The sequence below is a fragment of the Psychrobacter sp. H29 genome, from assembly GCF_059073055.1.
On record NZ_JCACRY010000001.1, the window covers coordinates 846953 to 862982 of the forward strand.

The following is a 16030-nucleotide window of genomic DNA, read 5'->3' on the forward strand; positions in this document are numbered from 1 at the left end:
CATCAAGTTTGCTGAATTTACAGCAGCTTATACTTACCAAGGATTCTTATGACTGACATCTTATCTACAATTGCCGCTGAAAACGGTATCATCGAAAGCACTGACACGCCAAACACTACTACAAATACTGAAGCGGCTGCTACTGACGCCACTGAAGAAAACAAAGTCACCTTTACCGATCTTGGCATTGCTAAGCCAATTCTTACTGCGCTTGATCGCAGTGGATATACCAATCCAACCCCTATTCAAGAACAAGCCATTCCTTTTGCATTAGCAGGTCGTGACCTTCTATTATCAGCGCAAACGGGTAGTGGTAAAACAGCCGCATTCGTTATTCCTGTACTCGATCGCTTGAGCCGTGCGACTAGCTTTGACAAGCTAACTAAAGCACTTATCCTAACGCCAACGCGTGAGCTTGCTCAGCAGGTACACGATAGCGTACGTACATACTCTAAAGACATGCGCGGTTTGTTCTGTGTGCCACTAGTTGGCGGCGCACCATACAACGGTCAGATCACTGCTTTGAAAAAAGGCGTTCAAGTTATCGTGGCAACCCCTGGTCGTCTACTTGACCATATCAATGCAGGCCGTGTTGATCTATCAAACCTAGAAGTATTGGTACTTGATGAAGCAGATCGCATGCTAGACATGGGTTTTGCTGATGATATCAGTGACATCCTTCGTGCAGCGCCAACAGATCGTCAAACCATCATGTGTTCAGCGACTTGGGATGGCCCAGTAGGTAAAATCGCGGCTAGCTTCACTAAGAACCCTGAGCGTGTTTCTATCAAAGTAGAATCTGCACACATCGAAGAAAAAGTGTACTACTGTGATGATTTTGAACACAAAAATAAATTGCTTGATAAGATTGTTTGCCATAAAGATATGGAACAAATCATTATCTTTGCTGCTACTAAACGCAGTACTGAAAAACTGGCAAAACAGCTACAAGAAGCCGGTCATAAAGCAAGCTTCCTACATGGTGACTTGCCACAAAGCAAGCGTAACCGTATTGTTCAAGACTTACGTAATGGTAAATGCAAAATCCTAGTAGCGACTGATGTTGCTGCTCGTGGCCTAGACGTGCCAGCCATCTCGCATGTCATCAACTATGATTTACCACGTCAGACAGAAGATTACGTCCATCGTATCGGTCGTTGTGGTCGTGCTGGCCGTACTGGTGTCGCCATCAGCTTATGTAGCATGGATGATCGTCCACAGCTAAATGCCATCAACCGTTACTTAGATCGTAAGATGGAAGTATGTGTTATCGAAGGTATGGAGCCTAAGAAAACGTACGTACCTAGCGAAAACAAAGGTAAAGGTCGTGGCCGCGGCCGTGGTCGTTCTAACGGCGGTGGTGGTCAAGGTCGTGGTCGTTCAAGCGGTGGCTATGCTGGTAAATCTAGTGGCGGTGGTCAAGGCCGTGGTCGTTCAAGCGATAGTGCCTCAACTGGCCAACGTGCTAGTAACGACAGCGGTTATCAAGGTAAGCCACGTGACTCATCTGGCAAGCCAAATGAGCGTTCAGGTGGCAAGCCGTATCAAGGCAAGCGTACTGGTGGTCCTAGCCGTGGCGATAGCAATGGTGTTCCACGTGGTGAGCGCGCTGCAACAGGTCGCGGTCGTCCAAGCGGTAGCCAAGGTCGTCCAGCGGGTCGTTCTGACAGCCGTGGCCAAGGTCGCTCTAACGGCGGCAACCGTGGTAACAACTCGTAGTACTGTTATATTGAGCGATTGATATCATTGATCGCTTATATATAGTAATAAAAGGCCAGATACTTGTTATCTGGCTTTTTTGTGCGTGTCTGTTTTTTATGTGGTCTTGCCATACTTTTAAGTACTTAGTGAGTGTTTTGGCTACTGTGGTTTTGCTATTTCAATCAAAGAGCATTCAGCAAATTAATCATTGATGGCTGCTTGCGCGAGTTTTTTGCCTTGTCTATACTGATTTACTTTTGTCTGTTGTCTGTCTTGGAGCACGTTGATGCCTGCCACCTCAAATCTAGCAATCGATAACTTGCCATTGGCCTTTGGTATTATCATGGCCATCATTGGTCTGGTTTTTTATACTCAGGGCTTGCCAGGTAAGTTTTGGCGTCGGTTTTATGCAGTATTGCCTGGTATTGTGCTCTGCTGCTTTATCCCAGCAACCCTAAACAGCTTAGGGGTATTCGCTGATGGGGTTGGCGCGCAAATTTATGGGTTTACCGCCACTTATCTGTTGCCAGCCAGCTTGTTACTGATGACGCTATCTATGGATGTACCCAAAATATTGGGCTTAGGCTGGAAGGCCATTGCCATGTTCTTTGCCGCCAGTGTCGCTATTGTTATCAGTGGACCTATCAGCTTAGGGATTGCTAAGTGGGTGTCACCTGCCATGTTCACTGACGATACGTTATGGCGTGGGTTTTCTGCAGTGGCTGGCAGTTGGATAGGCGGTGCTGCTAACCAAGCGGCCATGAAGGAGCTGTTTGGGGTCAGTGATGATTTGTTTGGTATGATGATTTTGGTCGATGCTACCAACGCCTCATTGTGGCTACTCGCTATTTTGGTCATGGCAAAGCATAGTGCCAAGATTGATCGATTCTTAAGGGCAGATACCAGTAGTATCGATAAAGTCATTAAAGCTGTCGAGAGCTATGAGCGCGATCATGCCCGCCCAGCGACTATCAACGATTTGATGGTGATGTTTGGCTTATGTTTTGCCATGGTTGGGGTCGCACACTTTGTTGGTGGACAAATTGCTGCCTTCTTTGCGCCATACAAATGGGCAGTACAATATAGCTTTGCCAGTTCATTTTTTTGGATGGTTGTCATTATCACCTTGATAGGGGTGGTATTTTCGTTCACCAAAATTCGTCGCCTTGACCATGTGGGCGCATCCAAAGTAGGGACGGTATTTATTTTTGTACTGATCGCTGCGATCGGTATGCAAATCAATCTGGCCGGTATCGTCTCTCAGTGGCGATTATTGCTCATCGGCCTACTATGGATGAGCATCCATGTCGTGATTATCTTTGCTGTGGCTAGACTCATTCGGGCACCGTTTTTCTTCTTAGCAGTGGGTTCTAATGCCAATACGGGTGGTGCATCGTCAGCGCCTATTGTTGCAACTGCGTTTCATCCGTCGCTTGCACCCGTTGGTGTCTTCTTGGGTATTTTAGGTTATGCCGTCGGGACATTTGGCGGTTATATCAGTACCCAGTTGATGCGGTTGGTCGTGTCTTAACCTACAAGTCACTGTTATCCTAACTTTAGTACTAAATAAAACCCGCATTAATGTGGGTTTTTTATTACTAAATACTGGAGAGCTTGAGTTATTGTTTTGTCTATCTATGCTATTGATACGTAAGCCCAGCCATGGCCTTGCATGGGTACGTGTTAGTATTTCTGGTAATTAAATACAGATAACTAAGAATACAGACAACTAAACATGTCAGGAATCAATACGACTAAATAGGAAAATAGCATTATGGTCAACCCAAAAGAAATAGAAAAGACGGTCAATAAGACTAGCGCAGTGAAAAATGCTCTATACAACCCTGATCAAGAAAATATTCAGGTTAGAGGTGCACGCGTTCATAATCTAAAAAATATTGATGTTGATTTACCGCGTAACGCGTTGGTGGTCTTTACTGGTATATCAGGCTCAGGAAAATCATCATTGGCATTTGGTACATTGTTTGCCGAGTCACAACGTCGTTACCTTGACTCGGTGTCACCTTATGCCAGACGCCTGATTGATCAGGTTGATGAACCAGATGTCGACGCTATAGAAGGGCTACCGCCAGCAGTCGCCTTGCAGCAGCAGCGAGGGACACCTTCTGTACGCTCTTCTGTGGGTAGTGTGACGACGATATCAAATGGTTTGCGCATGTTGTACTCGCGTGCAGGGGACTATCCAGCAGACCAAGCAATATTATATGCCGATGCATTCTCGCCCAATACGCCAGATGGGGCTTGTCCGACCTGCTCAGGTATCGGCCGTGTGTTCGAAGTTACCGAAGAATTATTGGTTCCAGATAACACCAAGACTATACGTGAACGTGCGATTGCGGCGTGGCCACCAGCCTGGCAAGGACAAAATCTTAGCCGTATATTGACCACACTAGGCTATGATATTGATAAGCCTTGGCACACACTCCCCCAAAAAACACGCGATTGGATTTTGTTTACGGATGAGACACCAACAGTGCCTGTCTATCCTGAATACAATATTGAGCAAACACGCGAGGCGATTGAAAAGGGCGAAAAGCCAAACTACATGGGTACGTTTACCAGTGCCAAAAACTTCATTTTGCACTCTTTTGCTACCACCCAAAGCCCGCGTACCAAAAAACGTGTCTCGCAGTTCATGCAGATATCTGAGTGCCCAGAGTGCCACGGCAAAAAACTAAAAAAAGAATCGTTATCAGTCAAATTTGCAGGTCTTGATATCGGTGAGCTCTCACAGCTCACGCTTACAGATATGGCAAAAAAACTAGAGAAAACTGCGCGTACCAAAGTCGCTGATGACACCCCAAACCGCGAGAAGGCTATTGTCGCTCAGCGTATTGCCAGCGATATACTCTCTCGCGTTGAAGCACTGACGAGACTTGGCCTGGGTTATCTCTCGCTTGAACGTACCACTCCGACACTTTCTCCTGGTGAGCTACAACGACTACGACTGGCGACCCAGATACGCTCGCAGCTGTTCGGGGTGGTTTATGTGCTTGATGAACCTTCTGCTGGTCTACATCCTGCCGACACACAAGCACTACTTTGCGCGTTAGATGAGCTGATTGCCGCAGGTAACTCCGTGTTTGTTGTTGAGCATGATGTCAGTGTCATCAGACATGCTGATTGGGTGGTTGATGTTGGGCCAAAGGCGGGTACGCGCGGCGGCGAGATCGTTTATAGTGGTCCGGTAGAGGGGCTACGCGACGTCACGCAGTCGCATACGGGTCGATACCTCTTTGCCGATAAAACATCTAATGCTCAATCAAAATCTAATACAAGGCAACCCTCAGCATGGCTTAAGCTTGCAAGTATCGAGCGAAACAACATAGCAGATTTAGACGTTGAGTTTCCGCTTGGGGTGATGACGAGCGTCACAGGGGTATCAGGATCGGGCAAATCAAGCCTCGTCAGCCAAGCGCTGGTTGATCTTATCAATGAAGCACTGGGACAAAAAACAATTACAGAGGCGCCAGTAGGTGAGGCTGATTTTCTTGAACAAGAGCTTGAGTCGGTAACCGGCGGAGAGATTGTTGCTGGCATGGAGCATATACGCCGTCTTATCAACATCAATCAAAAAGCGATCGGACGGACGCCGCGCTCGAACCTAGCAACCTATACAGGGCTGTTCGATAACGTACGCAAGTTATTTGCCGCAACCGAGCAAGCAAAAGCATGCGGCTATGATGCTGGCAGGTTTTCGTTTAATACGACCAAAGGACGCTGCCCAAACTGTGAAGGTTTAGGGTTTGTTAGTGTGGAGCTATTATTTCTACCAAGCGTCTATGCGCCTTGCCAAGTCTGTCATGGACAGCGCTATGATGACGAGACGCTTGCTGTCACGTATCGAGACAAAAACATCGCTGAGGTGCTGAATCTAACCGTTGAGGCGGCTCATGAGTTTTTTGCTGATGAAGCGCCTATACTGCGTGCCCTAGATGCGTTGCTACAGGTTGGGCTTGGATATTTACGCTTAGGTCAGCCGGCTACTGAGCTATCAGGCGGTGAAGCCCAGCGAATTAAACTTGCTACCGAGCTGCAACGCACCCAGCGAGGTGATACCCTTTATATACTAGATGAGCCAACCACAGGACTACATCCTGCTGATGTGTCCATGCTGATGACTCAGTTAAATGGTCTCGTCGATGCAGGCAACACAGTCATCATGGTTGAGCATGATATGCAGGTGGCTAGCAATAGCGACTGGATGATTGATATTGGACCGGGGGCTGGTGATGCAGGCGGGCTGATTGTCGCTCAAGGGACACCAGAAGAAGTAGCCCAATCAAAAGACAGTCGTACCGCACCGTTTTTGATGGTGTGATTTTATGGATATGACGACTGGTCTTTAAATTGGGTTTAAGGGCACGCCCTAGTAGAAAACACTACCCCCAATAACCATCAGGACATTTAGGCAGTTCAACCAAAGTGCGACGTAGCGCCTCTGACCATTGATGACGAATCGTATTAAAGTATTCATCATTCTCATCGATACGGCGGCCTACTGGTAAGGTTAAACTGTCATTGTCATAAAGCACAAAATCTATAGGCATACCTACTGACAAGTTTGATTGGATGGTTGAGTCGAATGAGAGCATCAAGGCGCGCGCTGCATGTCTCACATCCGTGTCGTAGCTGACAGAACGATCCAAAATAGGTTTACCATACTTGCTTTCACCCAACTGAAAAAATGGCGTGTCTTCTGTGGCTTTGATGCAATTGCCTTCAGGATAAATCAGGTATAGCTCAGGTGGCTGACCTTTGATTTGACCACCAAGCATAAATGAGCTGGTAAAAGCACCATCGCGACTAGAATTAGCGACTGATTTGGCATAGTTCATTTTTTCACGCATACATTCACCAACCATTTGCGCAGCATCAAACAAAGTGGCGACCGTATTAAGATTACTCTCAAGACGCTGATCAATGTCGTTTTGTAGTTTGTTGAATACCGCTTGCGATGTCGCTAAGCTACCAGCAGTCTGCAGCACCATGAAGCGCTCGCCTTCAATTCCGTATTGATACAGTTTTCTAAATGTCGATATGTGATCAACACCAGCATTAGTGCGCGTGTCACTGGCAAAAACCATACCGTCTTTTAGACGAATGGCAGCACAATAGGTCATAAGGTATCCTCAATAAATAAACGTAATAATAATAGCAAACGCTATGATAGCTTTGTGACCAGTACAAGACTGTAAAGATTTTCGTAGCCGCCGCCCATGCGCACGCCGCGTACAGGTGCCGTATCTAGATAATCTCGTCCAATAGCCACATATACGTGTGAGTTCGGCGTAAATGCCTGATTTGAGATATCAAAAGTATACCAGTAACCATCCAGCCACACCTCAGCCCATGCGTGACTCGCCATATGATTTTCGGTATGGTCATACAGATAACCAGACACATAGCGCGCTGGAATCTGTTGATCTCGTAGGACACTCAAAAATACATGCGTATGGTCTTGGCATACACCTGCACCAATCGCAAAAGACTCTGCAGCAGTTGTGCCCACATGCGTGACGTCTTTGACAAAAGGCATTTTCATGATAAGTGCATTTGCCATCGACTTTAGGCTGTCATGGGTAGGCGTTTTTAGATACGGCGCTGCAAATTCGCGCATCTCTTGTGAGCATTTAGTCAGCGGGGTTTGTACCGTAAATAGCAGGTAGGGGACATGATCCATGTCCTCCAAGCGTTCGGTTTCGGTGTTGATCTCAACGACACCAGATGCTTGCATCTGTAAGTTGTTATGTGCCTCGTTACGACTGAGCGTGAGCCAATCATTACCGAACCCGTCCTTTTGGCTGGTTGCCACTTTAGGAAGCATGACATTCCATTTATGGATGGTCTGGTGCGGCATCTGCATGGGTGTCATGCGTATATACTGTACACTACGCTGCGCTAGGTCATCGTAATAATAGTTGGTTTGATGACTGATTTGAAGTTTCATGGCATTTTCCTTATAGCATCTTTCTATTTTTTGTTTATTTCATATGTCTAAATAGGCCGTTATTATTGATTTTGGCTAGACACCTCTATTCACACTCTAAACACCCTGACGCAGTATGAGGTTGAACTCCTTGCTAATCAGCTCAAAGTCACTAAATTTCTTCGATCGAATCATCTGATTGGTCAAGCGGATAAGCTCACGCCAGCGGGTGTTCTCTGGTAATTGATTGATCCAGTACTTGAAGTCAAGGCTGATCTCTATTGAGTCCTCCTGCAATAAGACGGCCCGCTCAAGCTGCTCAAAGTGACGTCCCAATTGCCAGAAGCAAGTCACTGTTGGGTTCTCTTGCTTCATCGCTGCATTACACGCATGTAGCTGCAAAGTCGCGGCGCGATAAGTACCAGCACTTGATAGACGCTTAATCAAGTTATAGAGCTCAGCCGTATCTTTACCAATGACACCTTTGGCTTCTTGTACATTGTCTTCAATCGACTGCACGATATTGGGAATGATGTTTTGTTCCAGATCAGACACCATTTGTACTTTCATGGCTCTAAGGGACTCTTCACTATCGGCATTGAACCCTAAGTGACTAATCAGATGTTTGACCTGAGATTTTTTGAGATCACCTTTGATGAGCTGTTTCATGACATCGTCATAGTGATAAAGGCGTTCGCTGTATCGACCTAGCCATATTAAATGACTGGCGGTAGAGAGTAGCAGTATCATAGGTGCATCGTCTAAACTCTCGTAACCTGCCTCCAAGGGTTGTACGCGATCATAGTAGTTTGCATGCCCTGAAACGTTGTTTGACGCATTGGCGTCGACTGATGATAAAGATGTACACTTGCCAGCTGGCTGAGTCTCTGAATGACTGTCATCGACAATCCAAGTGTCTTTGATACCGCCGCCTTGTGATGAGTTGACGACTAAAGAGCCCTCAACCATGGCCACGCGGGTCAATCCGCCCGGCACAATATCTACCGTGCCATCACCGTGACTGAGAATAAAGGGACGCAAGTCGATATGTCGCGGCGCGATACCGTCGCTTACAGCCGTAGGGTTGGTCGAGAGCGAGATGGTTGGCTGGGCAATGAAGCCGGCTGGATTTTCAAGCAGACGTACGCGATAGTCTTCGATTTCTTCTTTGGTTGATGTCGGACCAATAAGCATCCCGTAGCCGCCTGAGCCTTGCGTTTCTTTTACTACCAGCTTGTCCAGATTATCAAGCACATATTTGAGATCGTCGGGCTTACGGCACTGGTAGGTCTCGATATTAGGCAAGATAGGCTCTTCATTTAAGTAGAACTTAATCATATCTGGTACAAAAGGATATAAACTCTTATCATCGGCCACGCCCGTACCTGGTGCGTTAACAATAACCACGTTGCCAGCGCGATACGCACTCATGAGCCCCGACACACCCAAGATAGAATCTGAGCGGAATGCTAAAGGATCAATATAAGGATCATCAATGCGGCGATAGATCACATCGACCTGTACCTTACCGCGAATACCCTGCATATAGACTTTGCTGTCCTCAACGACCAAGTCATAACCATGTACGAGTGGCACATTCATCTCATGTGCTAAAAAGGCATGCTCATAATAGGCACTGTTGAAACGTCCTGGGGTCAAAATGACGACTTGTGGATCATATTTGGAGGTTGAGCTGGCAAGACAGGCTTTAAGACGGCTAGGGTAGTCGCTAATACCCATAATAGGAGTATCAGCGAACATGTCGGACAGTAGTGTCTCTGATATGTTACGGCTTTCAAGCATATATGAGACACCTGATGGTGTACGCAAATTGTCCTCTAGAACACAAAACTTACCCGACTCGTCTCGAATCAAATCGATACCACTGATATGTGAGTAGATCGGTTTGTCGAGTTCAATACCCATCATCCATGGCTCATAGCAGCCACTGGCATACACATAGCTGGCAGGTACGATATCGGCTTTCATAATGGCTTGGTCATGGTAAATATCATGCAAAAAAGCATTCAGAGCGGTAATACGTTGCTTGCAGCCAGCCTCTATTTGTTTCCACTCACTCGCGGCAATAATACGCGGAATAATATCAAACGGAATCATACGCTCAATATTTTTGGCATCGCTATAGACCGTGAAGGTAACCCCTTTGCGGTAAAAGATGTTTTCTGCCTGTTCGTTTAGATAATTGAGGGCGTCCATATTGATGTTATCAAGCCAATCACCAACGGCCTTTGCAACTGGACGATACTGACCTTCGCTTATTTGGAGTTCATCAAAGCTGGGTGCTTGTGAGGGGGTGGCATCTGCTGAATTTTGTGATTGGTTTTGCGCTTGCTCCGAAACATTATCCTTATTTTTTATACTGGTGTCAGAGGTGGCTTTGGCTTTATTCGAGTTTTGCGTCTGACTTTGTTCTTTGGTTTGATCTTTTGAAGAGTCTTCTTGAGATTGACTCTGAGACTGGGATTGAGATGATTTTTTGTTCATAAGTACCTCACGTATCCTTGGTAAAGTTATACTTTATGACGACTACGCTGTCTGTGCTAAGCTAGGCAGCACTTGTATTTCGCCCAACAGGCAGTCTATCTCCTGTATGAACTATACAACGGTTACTGAGTAACATACAACAAGAGTTAAATAATAGGTTTTAGAAAATAACAGCTTGATGATGATAAATTTAATTTAATTGGTATAGAAACAGGAGCAGGCATGAAGCTACGGGGACGGTTTTCGCTGCTGGCGAGTATAGGACTCTCATTTGGTATCGGATTGACTGGGTGCAGTAGTGAACCACAGAACCAGGTATTGCCCGCTGGTAGTACGGTGATAGCGCTTGGGGACTCACTCACCTATGGCTATGGCGCTAGTACAGAGACAGCTTACCCTAGCGTGCTTGCTGACTTGAGCCAGTGGAAAGTGGTGAATGCAGGTGTCAACGGTGATACCTCTGCCGATGTGCTGGCTCGAGTAGAAGATATCACCAAACAGTCCCCTGATTTGGTACTGCTTGGGGTGGGCGGGAACGATGTATTGCAGCGTATTAAGCCTGATACGACCCGTGCCAATATTGAGAGAACGGTTGACACCTTACACTCTGCAAATATTGATGTCGTCCTGATTGCTGAACCATACCTAAGTGCCAGTGCATTATTCGGTAAAGTAAGTGACAATCCGCTGTATGAAGAGGTAGCTGATGAGAAGGACATACCTCTATACTCAAACGGCTGGTCAGCGGTACTATCTGATGACACACTAAAATCCGATAGAATCCATGCCAATGCTATAGGATATCGTCAGTTTGCAGAAGGACTGCATGATTACTTACAAGAGGAAGGTTTGGCGCCTTGAGCTTGTTCAGCTTAGGTCTTGAAGTTATAGTCTCTAAAAACTTAACTTGAGACTTCCCAATAAAGACCTGACACAAAAAAGCAGCGAGCGCAGCAACTGGCTCTCTGCTTTTTTATATAATGTTATTAGCAGCTAATTAGTTATTAGTAACGAATAAACAGTCACTTTGACTTATATCAATCTTCATCCTTCATGACCACTACCAAGCCTTTATCAGCATCTATCCTGCCATCACAGATATCTTGATAAGCACTTAATAAACCATCTACTCCGTCAAGCTCTTGAATGTTCAGCCATGAACTGGTCTTTGCCATGCTCATCATAATGTAGCGCATAGAGCGCTCATTGAACGCTTCAGGGCCCCATTCTTTCATACGCTGCTGCACATGACTGGGTGCAAAGAACTGCTGACTACGCGCTTGAATGATGCCCTCAGAATGTCTCGGCTCATCCCAATGGGTAAGACCGACATTACTGGTGTAACGCATGTTGTCGCCTAAGTGCTTATGTAGCCTACTCAGGACATCGGTATTGGCTGACATATCTACAATAACAGTAGGTTTGGTTGCATCAATTCGCTCAAGAGCGTCATAGCTCAATACACTGTCATAAGTATCAATCGAATCAACGAAGTCTGTATGGCGGTCCGAGGTAAGACCGACGACATGCAGGGCATCTGTATCCTCGGCCAGACCGTATGCCAAACCTATACTGGTCTTGCTCGAGGCACTGATGATAACGATCTGGTCTGCATCAAACCAATCATTACTCTTTAGTAAGTCATATAAGCAAAATGAGGTGAGATGCAGTACAAATAGCAGCATCCGCTGGTTGTCGTTGGCGCGAACATAACCCTGCTCATGATTGACGCGCTGATATAGGTTATAACCAGGGGGTAGCTCGGCGCGGTGGGTGCTACCATCCATCAGATTGGTTTGCGTGACGCGTTTGGGCGTGATGATCAGCTCGTTCGCTGGCGGGAAATAACCGAATAGACGTTCACCAACAGGTAGGGCGTCGCTACTAGACTCCACTACATCACCAAACCCCCATACGGGAATGACTCCCCATTTCTCAGGCTCGTCACCATTCGGCGGAAAAAATTGCCAATATCGCAGCTGATTACCCATGACAGCGTAAGTAATATTATTAGCTGTAAAGGCAAAGCGATCGACTTTGACACGTACTTCACCCTCATTGAGGATACAAGCTGGTGTTTCCTGTAAACGTGCTTTGGAAAAATCTGTTTTGTTGGTCTGAAATTCTCGCATGTCTATCTCCTTGGTAACTATCTGTTTAGGCGTGGGTAGCATTAGTTTGACGCTCTGCATTGATTTGCACGACTTCACCCATCAGTTTAGGCATATTGGCGGCGGCTTGTGGCATCGCTTTTTTTAGACGCTGCAAGATAGCCAGCTCTTCAGGCGTTCTACTCTCACAGGGCTGTACCAACTTGGTAAAACCGTCCAAGCGATTGTTCACCAACCATTCACGTAGTGCAGGCTCTTGTGACCAGCGCATCTGGTTTTGCATTTGTGCCACGATACCTACCAACCAGTCCGTGTCATGATTGGGTAGTGGTACCACGCGGCATAGATTATTTTTGATGGCGTCATCATCATAACTGGCTTCAATGTGCGCGATAAATGCGGCACTAAATACAGGCTGGTAAGTACGCATATTTTGTACGATGATGGTGTTATCCTGAAATACGGTATAGGTCTCTGTTACTGGTACCGCACGGGCAGAGCAATCAATATGCATAGTGTTGGTCGTCGTTGGGATATGCGTATCAGCAAAATAAATAGTGTCTTTATCTATGCGAGTGATGCGGCCCTTACGTATGATGTTTTTGACTCGGCGTAGCTGTTTTATCTCTTCACTACTGACGGTGGCACCATGGAACATTTTCGGTCGTACATTTGGATCGATGCGCATCAACACGCCACCTTGCTCTAAACGATCAAACAAATCGCTGATACTTTTAGCTTCAGCAATTGCCTCTGCTTGAGTAGCCTGTGCCCCAATAGTATGCACAAAGAAGTCGCGTGATGGTTGAGTGTTTTTGCGATCAATCAACCAAGCATCCCTAGGCATAATCCACGTGATCTGATCAGGGTCAATTTGGTTTTCTAATAGCCACAAAACTGCATCAATACCTGTTTTACCTCCGCCAACGACCACATAACCATCGCATGGTTCAGTGAGGTTTGGTAAGTCGTTCAATGGACCAAATTTGACGCCATCAGCAATGTCAAAGCTTGGCGTGTGGGTTGCTGGCACGGAGGTTTTGAAATAAGTACCATCGATGACCTTTTTATTGACTTTGACCTTGTGAGTAGTGCCTGACAGCAATGATGTAAAGTGACCCTCTCCTTGATACTCACACATCGGGAAGTACTGGACACGCCCGCTGGGTAAAAAGGTATGTCGCATGACTTTATCGTAGTAAGACATGATCTCAGCGCCTGTCGCTAGCTCAGACAATCCTTTATTTGAGCCTATATTATCAAGGGTACTGCCGCATAGCTCGCGCGAACTGACGCCATAGAATGATGATGGCTGATGTAGTGTGACAAATGAATAGGCATCATTCCAATGACCGCCTGGCTTATGATGCTTATCAACGATAATGATATTGGCATCTGTCTCTGCTAGCAGTACGTCAGCAAAAGCCATGCCGACTGCACCACTGCCTATAATTAGGTAGTCCGTTTCTAGTTGTTTAATACTCATCGCATCCTTGCTCCTAAGGTAATGGTTCATCCATGATATTTAATAACAACTGTTTGTATATAACAGTGTTATATACTAAAATAACACTGTTATAATTGTCAAGACATAGTGAGAATCTAATGGACGCTAGAACTAAAATCCTAAATGCAGCCTCCCAACTGTTTTTGGAGGGTGGCGGGAGTGCTTTGAGTGTACGTGCTATCTCTAAGCGTGCAGGACTATCGACCATCGGTATATACAGTCATTTCCAAGGTAAGCAAGGTATATTAGATGCATTGTATATCGAGGGGTTTCATCTGGTACGTGAAGCCATGGATGTCATACCTGATGATGGCAGAGCCAGCAAAGCGCAGGTACTAGAGTCATGCCTGGGATATCTCAACGTGGCTGAAAAATATGAAGCGCATTATCGGCTAATTTTTGGAGAGTCTGATGCAGGCTATCAGCCATCAGAGGAAGCCATTGCTGCACGGGACAGCGCATTTGCAAAATTGGTACGAGTCGCAGGATCTTACTTATCCGAAGATACGAGTATGATAGAGCGTCAGCAAATCGCTCTAGACATATGGGCAATTGTGCACGGGTATGTCAGTATCAGTCATCATGTGGTATTTACTGATGGTTTGGACTTGGACTGGAAATCAATGGCGCTGCGTGTAGTGGAAGTACAGCTTGATTCGATAGGTTAGAAGAGGATGAATAAGGTAAAAAATAGTCCGATTTTATGAGTAATATAACGCTCATAAATTTGTAAACTATTTTAATATGATAAATATATTACTCATAATCAATAAATTCTATATATAATGAGTAATATATTTATCATATATCTGAGTTGATATGACTGATTTATCACTAACCATACAAGCCTTTCTTGATGATAGCTGGCAAGACATTGCTAAGCTAATATTTAATGATGACAAAGAATTGATAGAGCTTATATATAGTGATGAAACGACAAGTCTGTCTCAAGATAATAAAGGCAGTGATAATTATAGCTATGAGCATTTTTTAGCTGATAATCACTTTGCCGTATCTATCAATTATCCTGTAGAACTATTTGGTACGACAATAACAAAGGGTTGGTTACCTGTCTTAGATGACATGATACCAGCTGGTGCTAGTCGCAGATATTGGATGCAACGTTTAGATTTGACGCGGCTATCAAAGGCAGAGCAGGATTATGAGCTGCTCAGGCGTGCAACTATCGCACCGATAGGTCATTTGCGTATCAAAGAGGCTGTCCCTCTGCCTACACAAGACGAGCAGCGTTTATTTACGCTGGCTGATATAGCAGATCGTGACGTCACTTTTTTGGAGTATGCAAGTGAGCAGGGCGCCATGGCGGGCGGTGCAACGGGTGCTGGCGGTGAGGCTCCCAAGTTACTATTACGCTGGCGTGATGACGAAGCGATTTGGATCGATAATCAGCAACTGGCGGACAGCGAGGATAGGTATTATTTGGTCAAATACCCTCGAGGTCAGCGGACGAGTCTAGACTGTGACATCTTGCGTGCAGAGTATCATTATTATCATGAGTTGACGGCTATGGGGTTTAAGACGGTTGATATCGATGGTATGAGGCTAATCGAAGGTGATAGGTATCCTTCATTGTGGTTGCCTCGTTTTGATATTCAGATAGGTCAGTCAGCTTCGCCTTATAAGCGCTTTGCGATAGAGTCTATTTATAGCATGCTGAAAAAGGGTGCAGGTGCTATGTTGGATCATCATGCAGTGATACATGAGCTCATTGCACTCATTGAAAGCTCAAACATGGTGGATGAGGGCTTTTATTTTGATAAGCAAGCCTTTGTCATCGAATGGGTACAGCGTGATTTATTAAATATTGCTTTTGGCAACTCAGACAATCATGGACGTAATCATGCTTTTATGCGAGATGCAGACCAGATTTGGCTGACACCTATATACGACTTTGCACCGATGCGTGCAGACCCTGAAGGGATACCGCGCAGCATAAAATGGAAAACGGCAGATGCACGGTCACCTGATAAGCTTGAATCAGGAGGTCGTTATCGCTTTGATTTGATCGCTGAGCAACTAGCAGACGTAGTACCGCCTGAAGTGTTATTAGGCGAGCTTAAAACCACAGCCAAAAATCTGTTGAATTTGAAGACGCGCTTAGCTGCTAGGGGTGTGCCTGAGCGCATTTTATCCTTTCCAGCCATTGGTTTTGATTATTTACCCCAAAATTTAGAAGCATGGCGACTGCTGAATTAACATGACCCATATGAATTGCATGATATGCATAATTGAGAA

At 45.7% G+C, this 16030-nt stretch carries 11 protein-coding genes and 1 pseudogene; 6 read left to right on the forward strand and 6 right to left on the reverse strand.

Going from position 1 to position 16030, the window contains the following annotated elements; all coding sequences use genetic code 11:
* Positions 1-48: 48 nt before the first annotated feature.
* From csdA to uvrA, 3 genes are all read left to right on the forward strand, one after another.
* Positions 49-1719, forward strand: a complete 1671-nt coding sequence (gene csdA, locus AC5JP1_RS03420) for a DEAD/DEAH box helicase CsdA (protein ID WP_493843125.1) — start codon at positions 49-51, stop codon at positions 1717-1719.
* A 268-nt stretch (positions 1720-1987) separates the two neighbouring features.
* Positions 1988-3232: a DUF819 family protein gene (locus AC5JP1_RS03425; RefSeq protein ID WP_493843126.1), complete on the forward strand. Its 1245-nt coding sequence runs from the start codon at positions 1988-1990 to the stop codon at positions 3230-3232.
* A 243-nt stretch (positions 3233-3475) separates the two neighbouring features.
* The gene (gene uvrA, locus AC5JP1_RS03430) at positions 3476-6043 is read left to right on the forward strand and encodes an excinuclease ABC subunit UvrA (RefSeq protein ID WP_493843127.1); all 2568 of its coding nucleotides are present in this window, start codon (positions 3476-3478) and stop codon (positions 6041-6043) included.
* A 61-nt stretch (positions 6044-6104) separates the two neighbouring features.
* Here the strand turns inward: uvrA and AC5JP1_RS03435 are convergent, their stop codons facing one another.
* The 4 genes and pseudogenes from AC5JP1_RS03435 to AC5JP1_RS03450 form a co-directional block, all read right to left on the reverse strand.
* Entirely contained in the window at positions 6105-6845 is a 741-nt protein-coding gene (locus tag AC5JP1_RS03435) for a proteasome-type protease (protein ID WP_319051692.1), read from the reverse strand.
* Between the two features lie 41 nt (positions 6846-6886).
* Positions 6887-7672 carry a transglutaminase family protein gene (locus AC5JP1_RS03440; RefSeq protein WP_493843128.1) on the reverse strand — a complete coding sequence of 262 codons (786 nt, stop codon included), beginning with the start codon at positions 7670-7672 and terminating at the stop codon, positions 6887-6889.
* Between the two features lie 96 nt (positions 7673-7768).
* Positions 7769-8401, reverse strand: a complete 633-nt coding sequence (locus tag AC5JP1_RS03445) for an alpha-E domain-containing protein (protein ID WP_443526639.1) — start codon at positions 8399-8401, stop codon at positions 7769-7771.
* 138 nt (positions 8402-8539) lie between these two features.
* Positions 8540-10156 (reverse strand): annotated as a pseudogene (locus AC5JP1_RS03450) (circularly permuted type 2 ATP-grasp protein); the annotation flags it as partial.
* A 222-nt stretch (positions 10157-10378) separates the two neighbouring features.
* Here AC5JP1_RS03450 and AC5JP1_RS03455 point away from each other — a divergent pair.
* Entirely contained in the window at positions 10379-11017 is a 639-nt protein-coding gene (locus tag AC5JP1_RS03455) for a GDSL-type esterase/lipase family protein (RefSeq protein WP_493843129.1), read from the forward strand.
* A 176-nt stretch (positions 11018-11193) separates the two neighbouring features.
* On the opposite strand, the gene AC5JP1_RS03460 is transcribed toward AC5JP1_RS03455, so the two are convergent.
* On the reverse strand, positions 11194-12288 hold the full coding sequence (locus tag AC5JP1_RS03460; protein WP_493843130.1) for a DUF2855 family protein: 1095 nt from the start codon (positions 12286-12288) through the stop codon (positions 11194-11196).
* A 25-nt stretch (positions 12289-12313) separates the two neighbouring features.
* Positions 12314-13753 (reverse strand): NAD(P)-binding protein, encoded by a 1440-nt coding sequence (locus AC5JP1_RS03465; protein WP_493843131.1) that lies wholly within the window; start codon positions 13751-13753, stop codon positions 12314-12316.
* A gap of 119 nt (positions 13754-13872) precedes the next feature.
* Between AC5JP1_RS03465 and AC5JP1_RS03470 the strand changes: the two genes are divergently transcribed.
* Positions 13873-14442, forward strand: a complete 570-nt coding sequence (locus tag AC5JP1_RS03470; RefSeq protein ID WP_319051687.1) for a TetR/AcrR family transcriptional regulator — start codon at positions 13873-13875, stop codon at positions 14440-14442.
* Positions 14443-14593: 151 nt separating this feature from the next.
* On the forward strand, positions 14594-15991 hold the full coding sequence (locus AC5JP1_RS03475) for a type II toxin-antitoxin system HipA family toxin (RefSeq protein WP_493843132.1): 1398 nt from the start codon (positions 14594-14596) through the stop codon (positions 15989-15991).
* Positions 15992-16030: the final 39 nt, after the last annotated feature.

Coding starts and splice junctions, on each gene's coding strand:
- AC5JP1_RS03445 (WP_443526639.1), bottom strand. CDS start 8,401: ATGATACTGCTACTCTCTACCGCCAGTCATTTAATATGGCTAGGTCGA.
- AC5JP1_RS03475 (WP_493843132.1), top strand. CDS start 14,594: ATGACTGATTTATCACTAACCATACAAGCCTTTCTTGATGATAGCTGG.
- AC5JP1_RS03440 (WP_493843128.1), bottom strand. CDS start 7,672: ATGAAACTTCAAATCAGTCATCAAACCAACTATTATTACGATGACCTA.
- uvrA (WP_493843127.1), top strand. CDS start 3,476: ATGGTCAACCCAAAAGAAATAGAAAAGACGGTCAATAAGACTAGCGCA.
- AC5JP1_RS03460 (WP_493843130.1), bottom strand. CDS start 12,288: ATGCGAGAATTTCAGACCAACAAAACAGATTTTTCCAAAGCACGTTTA.
- AC5JP1_RS03435 (WP_319051692.1), bottom strand. CDS start 6,845: ATGACCTATTGTGCTGCCATTCGTCTAAAAGACGGTATGGTTTTTGCC.
- AC5JP1_RS03455 (WP_493843129.1), top strand. CDS start 10,379: ATGAAGCTACGGGGACGGTTTTCGCTGCTGGCGAGTATAGGACTCTCA.
- csdA (WP_493843125.1), top strand. CDS start 49: ATGACTGACATCTTATCTACAATTGCCGCTGAAAACGGTATCATCGAA.
- AC5JP1_RS03465 (WP_493843131.1), bottom strand. CDS start 13,753: ATGAGTATTAAACAACTAGAAACGGACTACCTAATTATAGGCAGTGGT.
- AC5JP1_RS03470 (WP_319051687.1), top strand. CDS start 13,873: ATGGACGCTAGAACTAAAATCCTAAATGCAGCCTCCCAACTGTTTTTG.
- AC5JP1_RS03425 (WP_493843126.1), top strand. CDS start 1,988: ATGCCTGCCACCTCAAATCTAGCAATCGATAACTTGCCATTGGCCTTT.